This is a genomic window from Vibrio sp. 10N.237.312.B06 (assembly GCF_041464685.1).
GTDB classification, from domain to species: domain Bacteria; phylum Pseudomonadota; class Gammaproteobacteria; order Enterobacterales; family Vibrionaceae; genus Vibrio; species Vibrio tasmaniensis_A.
Window position 1 is genome coordinate 14,208 of record NZ_JBFSPI010000024.1, and the last position, 15,767, is coordinate 29,974.

Consider the following 15,767-nt stretch of genomic DNA (forward strand, 5'->3'; position numbering starts at 1 on the left):
CCTAAAAAATTAGAATAGATATGGATGTAAAACAGCAAGTCGCCCAACAACGAGTTGAGCTAGAAGCCGCAGTAGCTAAAGCGTTGGATATGGCATCAGTGAGTGCAGATGCCGCTGAGGTTGCTATTACTAAGTCAACGGGTTTAAGTGTTTCAACACGTATGTGTGAAGTGGAAAACGTTGAATTTAATAGTGATGGTGCTCTAGGTATTACTGTTTACCGCGGCCAGACAAAAGGCAGCGCATCTACATCTGATCTGAGTGAAAAGGCAATTGCTCAAACAGTCGCGGCTGCGCTTGATATCGCTCAGTACACTTCTGAAGACCCATTTGCAGGTCCTGCCGCAAAAGAATACATGGTAAAAGAAATTCCAGATTTGGGTCTTTTCCACCCTGATGAACCAAACCCTGACTATGCCGCTGAGATTGCAATTGCTGCTGAGAAGCAAGCGCTAGCTTATAGCGACAAGATCAAACAGAGTGATGGCGCAAGCTACGACAGCCATTATGGCGTTAAGGTTTATGGTAACAGCCATGGCTTACTAGCCAGCTACGCTTCAAGTCGCCATAGCACGAGCTGCTGTGTGATTGGACAAGGCGCTAACGGTGAGATGGAGCGAGACTACAGCTACACCGTTGCACGTCACCGTGATGAGCTATGGACGCCTGAGCGCGTAGGTCAAGAAGCTGCAGAAAAGACCATTAGCCGTTTGGATGCGAAAAAGCTACCAACAGGCCAATACCCAATAATGTTCGCTAACGATGTCGCTACTGGCTTGATTGGCCACCTTGTGATGGCGATCAGTGGTGGTAACCTATACCGTAAGTCATCGTTCTTATTGGATCACCTAGGTCAGAAAATTCTACCTGATTGGTTTAACATTTCTGAGCGTCCTCATATCTTACGTGGTTTGGCTTCAAGCCCATTCGATAGCGAAGGTGTGTTCACTCAAGATCGTGAAATCATCACCGACGGTGTGTTAGCAACTTACCTGCTAACGAGCTATGCCGCACGTAAAATGGATATGACGCCAACAGGCCATGCGGGTGGTATTCATAACTGGTTTGTTAAATCGACCGGTCAAAACTTTGAGCAGATGCTAAAAGAGTTAGGCACAGGCTTCCTTGTGACTGAAGTGATGGGGCAAGGCGTTAATACCGTGACCGGTGATTATTCTCGTGGTGCTGCAGGTTTCTGGGTTGAGAGCGGAGAGATCCAATACCCAGTATCGGAAGTGACGATCGCGGGCAATCTAAAAGATATGTTCACTCAGATTGTTGCGGTTGGTAACGATGTTGAAACGCGTTCACAAATTCAAACGGGTTCTATCTTGCTTGAGTCGATGAAAGTCGCGGGTGAGTAATGAAGTTAGCGCCAATATGATGAATTAAAAAAGGGAGCCGATGGCTCCTTTTTTGTTTTCTGTATTTCGCCAAAAATTAGCTAGCTGCTTATGATAACTAGATCAGTATGGTTGCTAAGCCTAAGAACACCGATAGGCCAATAACATCGGTTACTGTGGTCAGTGCCATACCGCCTGCCAATGCCGGGTCGATATTCATCTTTTTCAGCATTACCGGGATGGTTACACCGGCGATACCAGCGACAATCAAGTTGGTCATCATCGCTGCTGAGATGATGCCTCCCAGTATCCAGTTACCTTTCCAAGCAACCACAATACCACCAATGATAACAGCCCATAACACGCCGTTTAGGAAGCCGATGGCCGCCTCTTTGAGTAGTAGTTCGCGTTTGTTACTGTCACCGATATGACCGAGTGCTAAACCACGAATCACAAGTGCAACGGTTTGGTTACCAGCAACCCCGCCCATTGAAGGTACGATAGTCATTAGAACCGCAATCGCTGCCATTTGGTCGAGTGTTGCTTCAAACATATTGGATACAGATGCAGCAGCAAGTGCTGCGAGTACGTTAGCACCCAACCAGACACTACGACGACGAGCAGATTTTACGACTGGAGCGAAGGTATCTTCGTCATCGTCCATACCCGCCATGCTCATCATTGAGTGCTCGGCGTCTTCACGGATAACATCAACCACGTCATCGATAGTGATACGACCAACAAGATGCTGGTTACTATCAACAACGGGTGCAGAAACCCAATTACGACGTTCGAACAGACTGGCGATATCGGAAGCACTGGTTTCAACCGCGATCGCTTCGTCAGCATCTTCCATCACTTCGGAAACCGGAACATCGGGCTGAGTCGTTACTAGTGTGGTAAGCGATAGGTTACCGATCAGACGTTCTTCTTCATCAATAACATACAGAGCATCGGTTGCGTCGGGCAATTCGCCACGCATACGCATATAGCGCAATACAACGTCGACATCGACGTCGCCACGAATCGTGATTACGTCGGTATTCATGATCGCACCCGCTGAATCTTCTGGGTACGAAAGGGCGGTTTCTACTAATGCACGATCGACGGAGTCCATTTGAGAAAGGACTTCGCGAGAAACATCGTCGGGTAGGCTTCGAAGTACGTACGCGACGTCATCGGTTTCCATACCTTCTGTTGCTTCTGCCAAGGTTTCTGGTGCCATTTTCGACACAAGCGCATCTTTGACGTCTTCGTTTAGTTCATCAAGAATTTCACCGTAGTCTTCTGGATCGGTGAGTTGCCAGAGTACGTCACGACTTTTGCGAGGGGAGGCTTCTAAAAGGTGTGCAATATCTTCAGGTTCCATGTCCTGAAGTTGTCGACGTACGTGAACAAATCGGCCGTTTTCTAGGGCTTCGCTGACTTCTTGGAGGGTTTGGTGAGCTTGGTCGAATTCTAATTGCTCTGCCATATTTTCCTCCTATTTCATTATTCTAACAATGCTTGGAATAGTAACTTAATTCTGGGGCTTATTTAAATCATAAACTTAGCTAGAACTAAGATTTAATACTGGTTGGTTCGAAGTTTGAGTCTTCAGTGTTGTGAGTGACTCGTTTTCGCTACTCACCCTCATCAAACTTGTCTTCAATGAGGTGGCAAACAGCATCCAGTGCTTGTTGTGAATCGGTGCCTGTAGCTTGGATCGTGATGTGTTGCCCTTGCGCTGATTCCAGCATAAGCAAACCCATCACACTGTCTGCAGTTGCGATTTTATCTTCTTCGCTATGGATAGTGATAGTTGCATCAAAACTTTGGGCAAGCTCAACCAATTTTACGGCTGCTCTAGCGTGAAGACCCAAGCGATTTTGGATCAGTACAGTTCGAGTTAATTCCATGGTTAGCCCTGTTGGTGCTTCTCTAGGGAGGCATGTCTGATTTGAACTTGATGACCGAGTTGTTCGAAGTATTCACCAATTTTCTGAGTTAGATAAACTGAGCGGTGTTTGCCGCCAGTGCAACCAATCGCGACCGTTAGGTAACTGCGATTATTCTTCTCTAACATGGGTAACCACTGCTCAACAAAGCCTTGAATTTGTTGCTTGAGTTCAAGAACTTCAGCGTGTTTCTCTAGGAAAGAGTGAATTGGAGCATCAAGTCCCGTCAATGGTCGTAGTGCCGGTTCCCAGTGAGGGTTTGGCAGAAATCGAACATCAAACACATAATCGGCATCACTTGGTAGGCCGAACTTAAAGCCGAAAGACTGAAAAACGATAATGAGTTCTTGTTTTTCTTTGCCCTCAACTTTGAAACGAACCTGTTCACTCAATTCGTAGAGGTTACAGTCACTGCTATCAATCACAATGCTGGCTTGTTCTACAAGAGGAGTCAGAAGTGTTTTTTCTAAATCAATAGCTTGTTCAAGAGAAAGTTTTTCTTGGCCGATCGATAAAGGATGAATTCTGCGTGTTTCGCTGTAGCGCTTGAGTAGCGTCTGTTTACTCGCATCTAGAAATAAGACGTTTAGGTCTATATCTGTGGCGGCTTCTAGCTGGTCTAGCGTTTCAGTAACTAACTGAGGCTCTTTTGGTAGGTTACGAATATCAATGCTAACAGCGACGTTTTGATTGATCTCGCGTACCGATTCGACGAAGTCGTTGAGCAGGTTTACTGGTAGGTTATCAACACAGTAATACCCCAAGTCTTCAAGAACTCGTAGCGCAACACTTTTCCCAGCTCCTGACTGGCCACTAACAACGATTAATCGCATGTTATTACTCGCAAGTTGGCACTTGAATCATGATGTCGTAAAGCTCTTGATCGCTTTGAGCATTACGCAACTGTTTAAGAGTCTGCTTGTCGTTAAGTCGCTCTGCCATACAAGAAAGGGTTTTCAGATGCTCTTTACATTGTTCACTAGGAACAAGTAGAGCAAACAGTAGATCAACTGGGCGGTTATCGATAGCATCAAATTCGATTGGGTCTTGGCATTGTATTAATACAGCAATCGCTTTATCACTGACATTCATGCGTGCATGGGGAATCGCGATACCGTTACCGATACCTGTACTGCCCATTTTTTCACGGCTCAGCATGCACTCAAACAGTTCTGTTGAATCTTGACCGCAGCTTTCTGCTGCGATTTGACTGATCAGCTCAAGGGCTCTTTTTTTGCTTGTGCATTGGACCGCACTTTTAGTGCAGTCCAATGAAAGTACTTCGCTTAATTGCATGTTAGTGACTACTTAGTTTTTCTTTGTGCTTGTTGAGTTGGCGAACAAGTTTATCAACCAATGAATCAATCGCGGCATACATGCTTTCATCTGTTGCTGTCGCATGAATTTCCCCTTGATTTATATGCAGGGTAGCTTCTGCGATTTGATTGATTTTCTCAACTTTTAAAACAACTTGAACACTATTGATATGATCAAAGAAGCGCTCAAGTTTGTCGAATTTGGTGTGAACATAGTCTTGCATTGAATCGGTAAGATCAACGTGATGGCCTTGAATATTGATTTGCATAGACTTTCCTTTTCAGTTGGTTGCCAGGTTACAACTAAATTAATAGTTAACTAATCAATCGTTAATGAATAAAGAGCTAACTAGTTTAGTTTATAGCAGGCGTTTACGCTGACTCGATGGGGCAATGCCCAGAGATTCACGGTATTTCGCTATGGTACGTCTAGCTACCTGAATTCCTTGGTCAGCCAGTAAAGCAGCAATCTTACTATCACTTAGAGGCTTTGCGGTATTTTCCGCTGCGACAAGCTTCTTAATGAGTGCGCGAATTGCTGTAGATGAACATTCACCGCCATTGTCAGTGCTGACATGGCTTGAGAAAAAGTACTTGAGTTCGAAGATGCCACGCGGTGTGTGCATGAATTTTTGAGTCGTCACACGAGAGATCGTGGATTCGTGCATATCAACAGCTAAAGCCACATCATTTAGTACCATCGGCTTCATGGCTTCTGCGCCATGTTCGAAGAAACCGCGTTGATGTTCAACAATACACCGAGCGACTTTTAGTAGCGTTTCATTTCGGCTCTCTAGGCTTTTAATTAGCCATTTTGCTTCTTGCAAATTTGAGCGGATAAATTGGTTGTCAGCGCTACTGCCTTTACTACTAAGGGCTGCGTATTGTTGATTCACTTTTAGTTTTGGCACGCTATCTGGATTGATGGTGACCAACCATTTCCCAAGCTCTTTGAAGACGGATACGTCAGGAACCACATACTCGGTTTCGTCTGGCGTGATCTTACTGCCAGGGCGAGGGTCCAGCTGTTGGATTAGTTGCAAAACTTCGCGTAGTTCCGCTTCTTTCAGTTTGGTTTCTTTGATGACTAATTTGTAATCGCGGTTACCTAGCTGGTCGATATGGCTAGTAAGTACTAACTTAGCTTCGTTAAGCCAAGGGGTATCTTGTGGGAAGGTCGCCAATTGCAGTAACAAGCAATCTTGCAGATTCACAGAACCGACGCCTAGCGGATCAAACTGCTGAATTCGTTTACGAACGGCTTCAATTTCATCAAGCTCGATCTCTTCGTTGTCGAAGTTCTCAAGGATGTCTTCACAAGATACGGTAAGGTAACCGCGGTCATCGATAGCATCAATTAGCGCAAAAGCTATGCTGCGGTCAGTTTCAGTGAATGGTGTTAAATCGAGTTGCCAGAGCAGGTAATCGTATAGACTTTGTGTGGTTTCGCCTTGATAAACGGGCATGTCGTCATCAATCGCAATGCCTGTGTTACCTGTGTTTGCGCTGTAAACGTCTTCCCAAGTTGTATCGATTTCTAGTTCGTTGCCGATCTCTGATTTTTCGATCAAATCGGAGCTATCAGGTAAGTCTTGTTCTACTGTTTCAACTGTTTCTTTCTCGTCACTGCTAGGTTTTTCTTCCGATGTTGGCGTGTCTTCATTGCCATCTTCGACATCGAGTAGTGGGTTCGATTCAAGTGCTTCTTGAATCTCTTGTTGCAAATCCAAAGTAGACAATTGCAACAAACGAATCGCTTGTTGCAATTGAGGAGTCATTGCTAACTGTTGGCCTAGCTTAAGTTGTAATGAGGGTTTCATTCAGTGTTACTTACCTAGTTATTATTCTAAGAACTCTCGATACTCTCTATCTAATCATAGACGGAATTGTTCGCCTAGATAAACTTGTTTAACTTGTTCGTTATTGAGAACATCTTCAGGAGTTCCCTCAGCTATTAGATGCCCTTGACTTACGATGTAAGCTTTTTCACACACGTCTAATGTTTCACGAACGTTGTGGTCGGTAATCAAAACGCCTAAGCCGCGATCGCGTAAGTGAACAATGATTTTTTTGATATCGATAACCGATATAGGGTCAACACCTGCAAAAGGTTCGTCCAGGAGAATGAATTGAGGGTTTGCTGCTAGTGCGCGAGCAATCTCAACACGGCGACGCTCACCACCTGACAAAGCCATACCATTACTCGCTCGAATATGTTGGATGTGGAACTCTTCGAGAAGATCTTCCAGCTTATCTTGACGTTGTGCGTTAGTCATCTCATCGCGCGTTTGCAAAACAGCCATGATGTTGTCTTCAACTGACAATTTACGAAAAATGGATGCTTCTTGAGGAAGGTAACCGATACCAAGACGAGAACGACTGTGCATTGGTAAGATACTGATGTCTCGGTCGTCAATGCTGATAGTACCTTCATCACGCGCAACCAGACCCACTATCATATAGAAAGAGGTGGTTTTACCTGCACCGTTTGGGCCAAGTAGCCCGACGATCTGACCTGACTCTACTTGCAAGCTTACGTCTGTTACAACTTTACGTTTTCCGTAGGTCTTCGCTAGGTTCTTTGCTGTAAGGACTGCCATGATTACTTATTCACTTCCGCTGGTTGTAAAACCGTTGATACTCGCTCACTGCTATCACTATCGGCAACCAATTTTTGAGAGGTGATCTGATAGGTAATCTTAGAGCCACGAATGATACTGCCATCTTGAGATAGCATCGCGTTCTTAGTCATGATCAATCTATCGGCAATCAGCTGGTAATGTAAATCGTCAGCTTCACCATAGAGTGTTTTCCCATCGTCAGTAAGTTGAGAAAAGGTTGCGGGCTTTCCGAAACCTTGTATTTCTTCAATTTCACCGTTGACGGCATTACGTGTAACAATGACCTTATCGGCATTGATATTGATGCTACCTTGCTTAAGGTTTACATCACCAAGAAAGGTAACTTGATTGCTTTTCATATCCAATTGCTGACTGTCTGAATCAATATAGACAGGCTGCTCGCTATCCGAAGATAGAGCATAGACATTAGACGCCGCAAGGGTCAAAGCCAATAAACTAAGGTGTGAGAGTTTCATATCTACCCTGAACAGAATTAAAGAGAGTCGCATTGTTGGTACCGAAGTTCCCTTTCATTGCTTGCCCCTCATTTTCAAAAAATGTACCGATCATATGGACCGGAGTGTCTGAATAAAAATCTCGGCTAGTCAGTTCAACAACCATTTTATCTGTGGTCATTGTATCGAAGCTAGCATCTGGCAACAGGTTTTTCGCCACAACATTGTCATAAAAAGTGATGACTTGATTTTCATCCATAATTGCGCGATCAGCGGTCACTCGCCATTCTATCGTATGCCCTTCACGGAATACTGAAAGAATAGGGTCTTGAAAGTGCGTATCGCCAACGACCGAGTAGTGCTCTAGATGAGTTGATTCAACTCGGTAGCTACGAATACCGCTCTCGCCATAGCTAATGTTATCAAGATTCTTGCCACTAAACGCAGGCAGTTCCAAGTTTGGATCTACTTGTATCGTCGAAGTTTGCTCTTTGTCGTACAAGTAATAGGCCGACCAAGAGGCAATAAAGATGAGTATTAAGTAGATAATACGATTAAAACTCATATGCTTAAACCTTTGTGCACGTCGAGTTCGTTTCTTGCTTGTAAAATAAGGTCGCAGACTTCACGTACTGCACCGTAACCGCCGTTAATGGTTGTTACGTAGTTGGCTCTTTGTGCAAGCAATGGGTGACCGTCTGCCACACATACCTTCAAGCCAACCTTTTCCATTACAGGCCAGTCGATTAAATCGTCTCCGATATAACCTGTGTTTTCAGGATTAACTGAAAGTTTATCGCAAATATCTTGGTAGGCTTTAACTTTATCATCCTGACCTTGATAAATTAGCTTAATACCGAGAGCGGTCATTCGATTTTCAACAATTTTAGATTTACGGCCAGTGATGATCGCGATTTCAACGCCTGCGTTCATCAACGATTTAATGCCGTAACCGTCGCGCGTATGGAAAGTTTTTAACTCTTCACCATTGTTACCCATGTAGATGCGACCATCTGAGAACACGCCATCGACATCGCAAATAAGCAATTTGATCTCTTTTGCTACGGCAAACACTTCTGAATCTACCGTGCCGTATAGAGTTTCGACTGTTTGTGACATTACATTACTCCTGCTTTCAGTAAGTCATGCATATTTAAAGCGCCTACTAATTTGCCATTATCACACAACATCAGGCCATTGATGCTCTTAGCTTGCATCAAATTTAAGCCCTCAACTGCGAGCATATTTGGTTCTGCTACCGTTGGGTTCAGTGTCATCACATCGCCGATCTGCGTGTTATGAATATCAATACGTTTATCTAAGATACGGCGTAAATCACCATCGGTAAAAATGCCCTTCATTTGGCCATCTTCACCGACGATTGCCGTCATGCCCAAGCCTTTTTGAGATATCTCTAACAGGGCATCTCGAACTAGTGCATCCGGAGCAACAGTTGGGAGTGCATCGCCGGTGTGCATGATGTCGTCTAGTTTCAACAGCAGTTGACGGCCTAAAGCACCACCAGGATGAGACAGTGCAAAATCTTGAGCGGTAAAACCTCTTGCCTGTAAAAGTGCAACGGCTAATGCATCACCCATAACCAAGGTAGCGGTAGTACTGGTTGTTGGTGCTAAACCAAGGGGACACGCTTCTTCGGGTACTGAAATCTGTAAATGAATATCAGATAAAGTCGCCATGTTTGATGCTGGCTTGCCAGTCATGCTGATAATCTTAATGTTTAAACGCTTTAATACTGGGAATAGGCTGAGGATTTCTCCTGATTCACCTGAGTTGGATATTGCTATCACAATATCGCCAGGTTCGATCATGCCTAAATCACCATGCGCCGCTTCACCTGGGTGTACAAAGAAAGCCGATGTACCAGTACTTGCCAGTGTAGCTGCTATTTTGTTACCAATGTGGCCTGATTTGCCCATGCCCATTACTACGACTTTGCCTTTGTTGTTCAGGATTAGGTCGCAAGCTTTGCTAAAATCATCATTAAAATATTGGTCTAATTGCGTGAGACCTGCAACTTCAGTTTCCAAAACTTGTTTTGCAACGCTGCAATAATCAAATGGCTGAGACATCAAATACTCCAAGTACGGGAAGTTAAATCAACAATTAAGCTGACATGTTCATTAGTAGGTAACTTTGATATGCCACAAACGTCACGATTAACACGCCGCCTTCGATACGATTCACGCTACGAGATTTTCCTAGTGCCATGATAACAAGAAGTAGTGATACGCCTAGCATTACCCAGAAGTCACGACCCATTGCAAACTCGCTCAAGATTGAAGGGTTTAGGATGCCTGGGATACCCATCACGGCAAGGATGTTGAATACGTTTGAGCCAATGATATTACCCACAGCCATATCATCTTCACCTTTCATAACACCAGCTAGTGATGCTGCAAGTTCAGGTAAACTTGTGCCAACGGCAATAATGGTTAAACCAATCACAAGGTCGCTCATACCAAAGAACTTCGCGATTACAACCGCGTTATCAACCAACATGTTGGCCGCTAGAGGTAGAATAATCAGGCCAACCACCACCCACATTGCGGCTTTGGGGTTGCTCACGCCTTCAGGAACTTCAGATTCTTGTTCGTCAAGAAAGGCATCACCGTTCTTTTTCTCACTACGGCTGATTTGCAGCATCGCAAATAAGAAAGCGGCAAAAAGAACAAACAACAACACACCTTCATAGAAACCTAAGTGATTATCCCAAAGCAGTGCGCCCGCTAATAGAGTGACACCTATCATTAAAGGTAGTTCACGACGAATCACACCAGAGCTAATCGATAATGGCTTGATAAGGGCTGTAATACCTAAAATCAGCGCGATGTTAGCGATGTTTGAGCCTAATACGTTACCTACCGCCGTATCTGTTTTACCATCAAGGGCTGCTGTCGCAGAAACCATCATTTCAGGGGCTGAAGATCCCATTGCTAAGATTGTCATACCGATAACTAGTGGTGAAATACCGAAGTTGCGAGCAAGAGCTGCGGCACCGTATACCAGCTTATCTGCACTCCACACCAAAAAACCTAGACCGATAATAAGAAACGCAATCGCTTCAAGCATGATGATTCCTAAAAATTAATAAAAAACGGAGAATTAACCGCTAATTTTGACTTGTTGCTAGATAAAAGGGAAGTCACTCGACAAATTAATTGCTAGTTAGTGGTAAAGAAATGTTGATGAGGAATGAATTTCTCAATGCTTTCAAATCCCTGCCTTTGTTTTCTGTTTTTAATAATTAATTGAACAGCGCTTTTAATTCTAAAGTAGACTCATTATTATTGCAGCCATAATTGGCGTTTTTAAAGCAAGGAAACAACAAAAGTATGTTGAACACTGAGCTTGTGAAAGTTAAGAATCTCAGCTTCTCACGCGGTGAGCGAATTATCTTTGATGACATCAGTTTAGAGGTTCCTCAAGGAAAAATAACCGCGATCATGGGGCCGTCAGGGATCGGTAAAACAACCTTATTACGTCTGATCGGTGGACAATTACCACCAGATGAAGGTGAAATTTGGTTTGATGGCGACAACATCCCTGCATTGCCACGTCGAAAGCTATATCAAGCACGCAAGAAAATGAGCATGCTTTTCCAATCGGGGGCACTTTTCACGGATCTGAATGTCTTTGATAATGTGGCGTTTCCTTTGCGAGAGCACACTGAACTTAACGAAAAATTCATTCGTACCATTGTATTGCTTAAGCTTGAGGCGGTAGGGTTGCGAGGCGCGGAGCAATTAATGCCGAGTGAGTTGTCTGGTGGTATGGCGAGACGATCGGCGTTGGCCCGTGCGATCGCATTGGACCCAGAACTTATTATGTATGATGAGCCTTTTGTTGGCCAAGACCCAATCACCATGGGTGTTTTGGTTGAGTTGATTCGTAACCTCAATCAAGCCTTGGGTTTAACCTCGATTGTCGTTTCTCATGATGTCCCTGAGGTGATGAGCATTGCTGATTGGGTTTATTTGATGGCTGATGGGAAAATTATTGCTGCAGGTTCTCCTGATGAGTTGTACAACAACAGCGACCCAAGAGTGCAGCAATTTTTGCAAGGTGAATCGGATGGCCCTGTGCCATTTAGGTTTCCTGCAAATAGCTTAGAAAAGGATTTGTTTGAATATGATTGCTAAAACTATTGCGGGTGTCGGTAAGCGCGCACTTGCGATCTGTGAGTCATTTGGTCGAGCAAGCCTAATGCTATTTGGGGCTTTGTTTGGCATCCCGAAACTAAAAAACTTCCCTCTATTAGTTAAACAATTTTATAGCGTTGGCGTTCAGTCATTGGCTATCATTTTAGTTTCAGGCTTGTTTATTGGCATGGTACTCAGTCTGCAGGGCTATGTCGTATTAATCGACTATGGCGCAGAGGGTAACCTTGGGCAAATGGTCGCGCTCTCGTTGTTACGGGAATTGGGCCCTGTGGTGACAGCACTTCTGTTTGCTGGCCGTGCGGGTTCAGCATTAACGGCTGAGATCGGCTTAATGAAAGCAACGGAACAGATCTCTAGCCTTGAGATGATGGCGGTTGATCCTCTAAAACGCATTATTGCGCCACGTCTCTGGGCCGGCCTTATTTCTATGCCACTGCTCGCTATGATCTTTATGGCGGTCGGGATTTGGGGTGCTCAGTTAGTTGGTGTGGATTGGAAAGGTATTGACCACGGCAGTTTCTGGTCTGCGATGCAGTCTTCCGTTGAGCTTGGCCGTGATATTGGTAACAGCATGATCAAATGCATGGTCTTCGCTATCACCGTAACTTGGATCGCACTTTTTAATGGTTATGATGCAGTACCGACATCCGAAGGTATTAGTCAGGCAACCACACGCACAGTAGTACACTCTTCTCTAGCGGTATTAGGGCTAGATTTTGTTCTTACCGCATTGATGTTTGGGAATTAATCATGCAACAAACTCGAAAATTAGAATTATGGGTCGGCACCTTTGTTATTGCCGGAATTTGCGCAATCTTAATCATGATCTTTCAAGTCGCTGACGTAAAAGGTATAGGTTCAAACCATACTTATAACCTAAAAGCGACCTTTGACAATATTGGCAGCCTAAAGGTTCGCTCACCAGTAAAGGTGGGGGGCGTCGTTGTTGGTCGAGTTCAAAGTATTGAACTTGATACTGAGAGCTACCTTCCTGTGGTTGAACTGTCTATTGATGCGAAGTACTCACAATTTCCTGATACCTCTAGTGCTCAAATCTTAACGTCGGGCTTGATCGGTGAGCAGTACATCAGCTTAGTTCCAGGCTTCATCTTTGAAGATGAAGAGATGTTGGTTGATGGTGATTCTATCGAAGACACCAAGTCGGCATTAGTATTAGAAGATTTGATTGGCCAAGTGCTGTATAGCGTCGGTGGTTCTGATAATAGCGAAGCTAAGGAGTAGGCTCATGTTAAAGACGAATAATTTATTGAAGACTAATTACTTATTGAAAAGACTGCTTCTGACAGCTGTCGCTTTGCTGATGTCGACTCCAGCTTTTTCGGCAAAACCGATTGACCGAACTCAGCCTTATCAGATGATGACTCAAGTTGCAGAAGAGGCTTTCGCCCGTTTGAAGAACGAGCAAGAGAATATCCAACAAGATCCAGAGTTACTGAAGGTCATCGTGGAAGAAGAGTTGATGCCTTATGTGAATGCTCAATATGCGGCGCTGAAGTTGCTAGGGCCGAACTTGAAAGGTGCTGATAGAGGAGACGTGCGCGTATTTATTGATGCATTTCGTAAATATCTCGTTTCTTCTTATGCTCAAGTGTTAACTCAATATACAGATCAGACGATTAAATTTGGTCCAGAACCAACAATTAAAACAGATAGCCGTATTACCAGTATTAAGGTTGATATCATTGATACGCCTCGACCAAACATTAACCTTGAGTTTAAACTGCGCAAAGATAAGAAGTCAGGTGAGTGGAAGGCATTTGATATGGTTGCCGAAGGTATAAGCCTGCTATCAAGCAAGAAGTCTGAGTGGAACACTAAGATTCGTCAAGAAGGCATCTTACAAGTAGCTGACGAACTCGAGAAACTGGCTTCTCAACCGATTCGTTTTGAGAGTAATAAATAATGAGCCATTCTCAATGGCAAGCGCTAAGCTCTAAAGAATATCAACTTCTTGGTGATATAGCTCGAGATAGTGTACCTGCAATCTGGCGTATATTGGAAAAGTGGCAAACGACGGAATCGAGCGTTGAAATTGACCTTAGCCATATAAATCGAGTCGATTCAGCAGGAATGGTGATGCTAATTCACTTATTAGAGCATGCAAAAAATCAAAACTGTCATATAATGCTCAGTTTCGTGCCAGAACAATTACGAACGTTGTTCCAATTGAGCAATATCCAGCCAATGATGGCAGAACACATAAAAAATTAGGCAGGAGCTATTTGTGGACAGCACAAAAGTACAAGAATTATTAGCAGAGGCTCTGAACCTTCAGGAAATTATCGTGAAGGGTGAAGGCAGTCATTACGAAGTTGTTGCGGTTGATCCATGTTTTGACGGCATGAATCGAGTTAAGAAGCAGCAACTAATCTACGGCCCACTAATGGAATACATTCAACGCAATGATATCCATGCTCTTTCTATTAAGGCTTTCACGCCGGAAGAGTGGGAACGTGATAAGAAACTGATGTCACTTTAAGGTTTATGATGGAAAAGTTTCGAGTTATTGGATCGGATAAGCCGCTAAGCGGTGAAGTGACGATCTCAGGCGCAAAAAATGCAGCCCTACCAATCCTATTTGCTTCAATTCTAGCTGAAGAGCCGGTTGAAGTGAGTAATGTTCCTCACCTACGTGACATCGATACTACGATGGAATTGCTTAAGCGTTTAGGCGCAAAAGTATCACGCAATGGTAGTGTTCATGTTGATGGCAGCGAAATTAATGAATTTTGTGCACCTTACGATTTAGTAAAAACAATGCGTGCTTCTATTTGGGCTTTAGGTCCTTTAGTCGCTCGTTTTGGTGAAGGCCAAGTGTCACTTCCGGGCGGTTGTGCAATTGGTGCTCGACCTGTTGATTTACATATCCATGGCCTAGAGCAACTAGGTGCGACTATTAAGTTGGAAGATGGTTATGTAAAAGCAAGTGTTGACGGCCGTTTGAAAGGCGCGCACATCGTGATGGATAAAGTAAGTGTGGGTGCCACCATTACTATCATGTGTGCAGCAACGCTAGCGGAAGGTACAACTGTGTTAGATAATTCAGCGCGTGAGCCTGAGATTGTTGATACGGCTGATTTCCTAAACAAACTAGGTGCTAAAATTTCTGGTGCAGGTACAGATACGATTACTATCGAAGGCGTTGAGCGTCTTGGTGGTGGCCAACACTCTGTGGTTGCAGACCGTATTGAAACGGGTACCTTCCTGGTTGCTGCTGCGGTTTCTGGCGGTAAAGTGGTTTGTCGCAACACCAACGCTCATCTTCTTGAAGCTGCCTTAGCGAAGCTTGAAGAAGCGGGAGCGAAGGTTGAAACGGGCGAAGGTTGGATCAGCCTTGATATGACTGATCGTGAGTTGAAAGCGGTGAAAATCGTAACGGCACCTCACCCAGGCTTCCCAACCGACATGCAAGCACAGTTTACCCTGCTTAACATGATGGCGAAGGGCAGTGGTGTAATCACTGAGACTATCTTTGAAAACCGCTTTATGCACATTCCTGAACTACAGCGAATGGGAGCAAAAGCGGAAATAGAAGGCAACACTGCTATTTGTGGTGAAACCAAAAAATTGAGCGGCGCTCAAGTAATGGCAACGGACCTTCGCGCATCTGCGAGCCTTGTTATTGCTGGTTGTATCGCTCAAGGTGAAACCATCGTTGACCGTATTTATCACATCGATCGTGGCTACGATAAGATTGAAGATAAATTGTCAGCCTTAGGCGCAAACATTACACGGTTTAGCGAGTCGAACTAACTTAGGTTAGTGAGTTCATGAATCAGTAAGATGAAAACAGAAAAGTCGGAACCTTGGTTTCGGCTTTTTTATAGTTGTATTTACCGCCAGTGAATCTATTGCCTATTTTGTGCAAATAGATGAATCAACTTGGTGGTTGT

The 15,767-nt window shown here is 44.2% G+C and carries 20 protein-coding genes; 8 read left to right on the forward strand and 12 right to left on the reverse strand.

Annotated features, from left to right (window positions below):
• The first annotated feature begins 20 nt into the window (after positions 1-20).
• Entirely contained in the window at positions 21-1,364 is a 1,344-nt protein-coding gene (pmbA, locus tag AB6C75_RS08770) for a metalloprotease PmbA (protein WP_372107580.1), read from the forward strand.
• A 97-nt stretch (positions 1,365-1,461) separates the two neighbouring features.
• Here pmbA and mgtE read toward each other — a convergent pair whose 3' ends face one another.
• The 12 genes from mgtE to AB6C75_RS08830 all read right to left on the reverse strand — a co-directional run bounded on the left by mgtE (position 1,462) and on the right by AB6C75_RS08830 (position 10,762).
• On the reverse strand, positions 1,462-2,817 hold the full coding sequence (mgtE, locus tag AB6C75_RS08775) for a magnesium transporter (protein ID WP_012604872.1): 1,356 nt from the start codon (positions 2,815-2,817) through the stop codon (positions 1,462-1,464).
• A 148-nt stretch (positions 2,818-2,965) separates the two neighbouring features.
• Positions 2,966-3,241, reverse strand: a complete 276-nt coding sequence (locus AB6C75_RS08780) for an HPr family phosphocarrier protein (protein WP_009847745.1) — start codon at positions 3,239-3,241, stop codon at positions 2,966-2,968.
• 2 nt (positions 3,242-3,243) lie between these two features.
• A complete protein-coding gene (rapZ, locus tag AB6C75_RS08785) occupies positions 3,244-4,113 on the reverse strand; it encodes an RNase adapter RapZ (RefSeq protein ID WP_017097544.1) in 870 nt (289 codons plus the stop codon).
• Positions 4,114-4,117: 4 nt separating this feature from the next.
• Complete coding sequence (gene ptsN / locus AB6C75_RS08790) at positions 4,118-4,576, reverse strand: PTS IIA-like nitrogen regulatory protein PtsN (RefSeq protein ID WP_009847743.1); 459 nt, start codon at positions 4,574-4,576, stop codon at positions 4,118-4,120.
• 1 nt (position 4,577) lies between these two features.
• Positions 4,578-4,865, reverse strand: coding sequence for a ribosome hibernation promoting factor (gene hpf, locus AB6C75_RS08795; RefSeq protein WP_009847742.1), 288 nt, complete (start codon positions 4,863-4,865; stop codon positions 4,578-4,580).
• A 90-nt stretch (positions 4,866-4,955) separates the two neighbouring features.
• Positions 4,956-6,416 (reverse strand): RNA polymerase factor sigma-54, encoded by a 1,461-nt coding sequence (locus AB6C75_RS08800; protein WP_009847741.1) that lies wholly within the window; start codon positions 6,414-6,416, stop codon positions 4,956-4,958.
• 54 nt (positions 6,417-6,470) lie between these two features.
• Entirely contained in the window at positions 6,471-7,196 is a 726-nt protein-coding gene (gene lptB / locus AB6C75_RS08805) for an LPS export ABC transporter ATP-binding protein (protein WP_009847740.1), read from the reverse strand.
• 2 nt (positions 7,197-7,198) lie between these two features.
• Complete coding sequence (gene lptA / locus AB6C75_RS08810) at positions 7,199-7,693, reverse strand: lipopolysaccharide transport periplasmic protein LptA (protein WP_009847739.1); 495 nt, start codon at positions 7,691-7,693, stop codon at positions 7,199-7,201.
• Positions 7,674-8,237 carry an LPS export ABC transporter periplasmic protein LptC gene (gene lptC, locus AB6C75_RS08815; protein ID WP_139685427.1) on the reverse strand — a complete coding sequence of 188 codons (564 nt, stop codon included), beginning with the start codon at positions 8,235-8,237 and terminating at the stop codon, positions 7,674-7,676. Before lptC ends, lptA begins: the two co-directional genes overlap by 20 nt.
• Complete coding sequence (kdsC, locus tag AB6C75_RS08820) at positions 8,234-8,791, reverse strand: 3-deoxy-manno-octulosonate-8-phosphatase KdsC (RefSeq protein WP_135384607.1); 558 nt, start codon at positions 8,789-8,791, stop codon at positions 8,234-8,236. The genes lptC and kdsC overlap by 4 nt, the downstream gene beginning before the upstream one ends.
• Entirely contained in the window at positions 8,791-9,762 is a 972-nt protein-coding gene (kdsD, locus tag AB6C75_RS08825) for an arabinose-5-phosphate isomerase KdsD (protein ID WP_009847736.1), read from the reverse strand. The genes kdsC and kdsD overlap by 1 nt, the downstream gene beginning before the upstream one ends.
• Before the next feature lie 34 nt (positions 9,763-9,796).
• On the reverse strand, positions 9,797-10,762 hold the full coding sequence (locus AB6C75_RS08830) for a calcium/sodium antiporter (RefSeq protein ID WP_009847735.1): 966 nt from the start codon (positions 10,760-10,762) through the stop codon (positions 9,797-9,799).
• 263 nt (positions 10,763-11,025) lie between these two features.
• On the opposite strand from AB6C75_RS08830, the gene mlaF reads away from it, so the two are divergent.
• The 7 genes from mlaF to murA are packed head-to-tail and all read left to right on the forward strand — an operon-like array spanning position 11,026 to position 15,627.
• Positions 11,026-11,832 (forward strand): phospholipid ABC transporter ATP-binding protein MlaF, encoded by an 807-nt coding sequence (gene mlaF, locus AB6C75_RS08835; protein WP_372107581.1) that lies wholly within the window; start codon positions 11,026-11,028, stop codon positions 11,830-11,832.
• Positions 11,822-12,601: a lipid asymmetry maintenance ABC transporter permease subunit MlaE gene (gene mlaE / locus AB6C75_RS08840; RefSeq protein ID WP_009847733.1), complete on the forward strand. Its 780-nt coding sequence runs from the start codon at positions 11,822-11,824 to the stop codon at positions 12,599-12,601. The genes mlaF and mlaE overlap by 11 nt, the downstream gene beginning before the upstream one ends.
• 2 nt (positions 12,602-12,603) lie before the next feature.
• Positions 12,604-13,095: an outer membrane lipid asymmetry maintenance protein MlaD gene (gene mlaD / locus AB6C75_RS08845; RefSeq protein ID WP_009847732.1), complete on the forward strand. Its 492-nt coding sequence runs from the start codon at positions 12,604-12,606 to the stop codon at positions 13,093-13,095.
• 4 nt (positions 13,096-13,099) lie between these two features.
• Complete coding sequence (locus tag AB6C75_RS08850) at positions 13,100-13,777, forward strand: phospholipid-binding protein MlaC (protein WP_009847731.1); 678 nt, start codon at positions 13,100-13,102, stop codon at positions 13,775-13,777.
• Positions 13,777-14,085, forward strand: a complete 309-nt coding sequence (locus AB6C75_RS08855; RefSeq protein ID WP_372107582.1) for a lipid asymmetry maintenance protein MlaB — start codon at positions 13,777-13,779, stop codon at positions 14,083-14,085. The genes AB6C75_RS08850 and AB6C75_RS08855 overlap by 1 nt, the downstream gene beginning before the upstream one ends.
• A 13-nt stretch (positions 14,086-14,098) precedes the next feature.
• Positions 14,099-14,353: a BolA family iron metabolism protein IbaG gene (gene ibaG / locus AB6C75_RS08860; RefSeq protein WP_004738686.1), complete on the forward strand. Its 255-nt coding sequence runs from the start codon at positions 14,099-14,101 to the stop codon at positions 14,351-14,353.
• Between the two features lie 8 nt (positions 14,354-14,361).
• Complete coding sequence (murA, locus tag AB6C75_RS08865) at positions 14,362-15,627, forward strand: UDP-N-acetylglucosamine 1-carboxyvinyltransferase (RefSeq protein WP_371709901.1); 1,266 nt, start codon at positions 14,362-14,364, stop codon at positions 15,625-15,627.
• Positions 15,628-15,767 lie beyond the last annotated feature (140 nt).